Below are 3,437 nucleotides of genomic sequence, written 5' to 3' on the forward strand. Positions count from 1 at the left end.
TTTCTGGGCTGAGGCAGGAGCAGCCGTTGCCAGACCAAACACCCCCAAGCAAAGCCAGAGCCACCAAAACCCTTTCATATTCCCCTAAACCTGGCACAAAACTTCAGCCCAAGCCCCTAGGCTGGCTCAGCCCGTTGTCGGCGGGGGCGGGTTGAGGGCGCGGTTGAGCTTGCCGCTGCGGTAGCCCTCCAAATCGAGACTGACGTAGAGATAACCAAAAGATTGCAGGGCCTTGACCAGCGCTGCCAGATCGGTTTTTTGCACAAATTCCACGATTTGATGAGGGAGCAGTTCGATGCGGGCAGTATCTTTCTCGGAGCGCACGCGCACTTGCTGCCAGCCCAAGCTGCGCAGATAGCGCTCTGCCAATCCCACCCGCCGCAGCTTCTCGGCGGTGATTGCCTCGCCATAGGGAAAGCGGGAGCTGAGGCAGGGCTGGGCCGGCTTGTCCCACCAGGGCAGGCCCAGGTGGCGAGACAGTTGCCGCACCTCCAGCTTGCTCATCCCCACCTCCGCCAAGGGAGAACGCACGCCTCGCTCTCGGGCCGCCTGCGCTCCCGGTCGATAGTCGGCCAGATCGTCGGCGTTGAGGCCATCTGCCACGTGGTCGTATCCCTGAGTTTTAGCCACCTGACGCAGGGTGTCGTGCAAGTGGCTTTTGCAGAAGTAGCAGCGGTTGGCGGGGTTGGCGGCGTAGCGGGGATCCTGCAGCTCCTGGGTCTCGACGATCTGGTGGCGAATGCCGATGTATTGGGCTTGCCGGATGGCCTCCTCCAGATCTTCGGGCAACAGCGCCGGGGAAGCGGCAGTGACGGCCAGGGCCCGCTCCCCCACCTGATCCCAGGCCAGTTTGGCCACCAGGCTGCTATCGACCCCGCCTGAGTAGGCCACCAAGACCCGCCCCATCTCGGCGAAGATTTGGACAAGCTGGTGGAACTTGCCTTGCAGGACGGGATCCAGCTCCAGCAGAGGGTCGGCAGTGGGGTTTGGGGCTATGTTCATAAGGCCAGCAGATTCGGTAAGTCGGGGCCAAGGGGACGCCGTCCTGGCCCGGCGGAGGAGAACCTGGGGCGGTTTTCCCTTCCTATTGTTTCTCAGAGTTTCCCGACTTTCCAACGCTTCCTTCCCAAGTGAGGTGCGGGATCCCCCCACAAGCGGGCAACCTGTCTCTAGGCCAGCAGCCCGCCGACGCGGTAGGCTGGATGGCAGTGAGCCCCTTGCTTTGTTGCCGCAATCGACGCTTCTCTCCTCTTGCCGTCATGGCTCTGCAACTCGAACCTGCCAGCCCGCCAGAAGTGGCCGTCTATCAGCCCTATTACGCCGTTGCCCGCCGACAGTACTTAGCCCTGGCGGTGGGCCTCTACAAAAGAGGCAACCTGGAGGGGCAAAGGGCTATTGAGGGGGCGGATCCCGTCCGCTTCTTGGCCAGTTGGCACATGTCCCCGCTACCTTCAGATTTAACGGTGGTTCAGGTGATCTTCGCTCAAGATGCCGAGCTCACCTATCAGCTTTCCATTGCCAACTACGAGTTTGTGGACTATCTCATCGATGTGGTGACCCTGATGCAGCGGGGGCAGCCGCCGGATTTCTCCACCGCCTTTTACAAAAAGCTGATGCGCTATGAAGATTGACCGTTCGCGCCAGCAGGACGCAGTCCTTGGTTGCTTAGCCGCCATCACCCTCTACGACACCACGCTGCGGGATGGGGCGCAGCGGGAGGGGCTGTCGCTGTCGGTGCAAGACAAGATCCAGATCGCCAAGCTGCTGGATCGGCTGGGGATCCCGTTTATCGAGGGGGGCTGGCCGGGGGCCAATCCCAAGGATGTGCAGTTTTTCTGGCAACTGCGGGAAGAGCCTCTGGAGCAGGCGGAGCTGGTGGCCTTTTGCTCCACCCGCAAGCCGGGGCGGCGGGCGGCTGACGACCCCCTGCTGCAGGCCATCTTGGCGGCGGGCACCCGCTACGTGACGGTGTTCGGCAAGTCCTGGGATCTGCATGTGACTGAGGGGCTGGGCACCACCTTGGCCGAAAACCTGGCCATGATCCGGGATACCATCGCCTATTTGCGCTCCCAGGGGCGACGGGTGATCTACGATGCTGAGCACTGGTTTGACGCCTATCGCCATAACTCCGACTACGCCCTGCAAACCCTCGTGGCGGCGGCAGAAGCGGGGGCGGAGTGGCTGGTTCTCTGCGATACCAACGGCGGATCCCTGCCCCCCGAGATTGCCGCCATCACCGCAGCCGTCTTGGCCGAGTCCCATCACCTGGGGCATTTGCCCCTGGGGATCCACACCCACAACGATTCCGGCACTGCCGTGGCCAATGCCCTGGCGGCAGTCCAGGCGGGGGCGCGCATGGTGCAAGGCACCATCAACGGCTATGGGGAGCGCTGTGGCAACGCCGACCTGTGCAGCGTCATCCCCAACCTGCAACTAAAGCTGGGCTACCGCTGTCTGCCGGAAGGGAAGCTGCAACACCTGACGGAGATCTCCCGCGCCATCAGCGAGGTGGTCAACCTGGCTCCGGATGACCATGCCCCCTTTGTGGGCCGGTCGGCCTTTGCCCACAAGGGCGGGATCCACGTTAGCGCCGTCCAGAAAAACCCCCTCACCTACGAGCACATTGCCCCGGAGCAGGTGGGCAACTGCCGGCGCATCGTGGTTTCGGAACAAGCGGGGCTGAGCAATATCCTCAGCAAAGTGGCCGGCTTCGGGATCCGGCTGGACAAGTCAGATCCCCAAGCCCGCTTGATCCTAGAGCGGTTGAAGACCCTGGAGCTGCAGGGCTATCAGTTTGAGGCGGCTGAGGCCAGCTTTGAGCTGCTGGTGCGGGAGCTGTTAGGTCAGCGCTTGCATCCATTTGAGGTGCTTAGCTTTAATGTCAGCACCACTACCCGCTCCGACTGGAGCAGCAAAGACTGGGATCCCAGTGGTGAGGCGGGGGATGTGCAGTCCTTGGCGGCGGTGAAGATTGCGGTGCAAGGGCAGACGCGGGTAACGGCAGCGGAAGGCAATGGGCCGGTGGCGGCTTTGGATGGGGCGCTGCGCAAAGCCTTGCTGGAGTTCTACCCCCAACTGGAAGGGATTCACCTGGCCGACTACAAAGTGCGCATCTTGGATGGGCGGGCCGGCACCTCGGCAAAAACGCGGGTGCTGGTGGAGTTCAGCGATGGCCACCGCCGCTGGACCACGGTGGGAGTTTCCACCAACATCATCGAAGCCTCCTGCCGGGCCTTGGTGGAAGGCTTAGAGTATAGTCTCTTGACAGCACCTTGCCTTTCCCCAGCCTCTGCCCAGATGGCCTCGCCTTGAAGGGGGATCTTCAACCATCTCCCCTCTCCCTCTGGGAGAGGGGCTGGGGGTGAGGGCTGGGAGAGGGGCCGGGGGTGAGAGGCTGGCTCCAACTTGTGTGAAATCGTACAGCTCCCATGAGAATC

3 protein-coding genes are annotated in these 3,437 nt (G+C 62.4%); 2 read left to right on the forward strand and 1 reads right to left on the reverse strand.

Going from position 1 to position 3,437, the window contains the following annotated elements; translation table 11 throughout:
* Window positions 1-126: 126 nt before the first annotated feature.
* A complete protein-coding gene (larE, locus tag NW844_RS00675; RefSeq protein ID WP_414332567.1) occupies window positions 127-1,002 on the reverse strand; it encodes an ATP-dependent sacrificial sulfur transferase LarE in 876 nt (291 codons plus the stop codon).
* Between the two features lie 257 nt (window positions 1,003-1,259).
* On the opposite strand from larE, the gene ebsA reads away from it, so the two are divergent.
* Together ebsA and cimA are read left to right on the forward strand one after the other, a co-directional pair.
* The gene (gene ebsA, locus NW844_RS00680) at window positions 1,260-1,631 is read left to right on the forward strand and encodes a type IV pilus biogenesis protein EbsA (protein ID WP_414332569.1); all 372 of its coding nucleotides are present in this window, start codon (window positions 1,260-1,262) and stop codon (window positions 1,629-1,631) included.
* On the forward strand, window positions 1,621-3,312 hold the full coding sequence (gene cimA, locus NW844_RS00685) for a citramalate synthase (protein WP_414332571.1): 1,692 nt from the start codon (window positions 1,621-1,623) through the stop codon (window positions 3,310-3,312). The genes ebsA and cimA overlap by 11 nt, the downstream gene beginning before the upstream one ends.
* Window positions 3,313-3,437 lie beyond the last annotated feature (125 nt).

This window comes from Synechococcus sp. H55.2 (genome assembly GCF_047462495.1).
GTDB lineage: Bacteria > Cyanobacteriota > Cyanobacteriia > Thermostichales > Thermostichaceae > Thermostichus.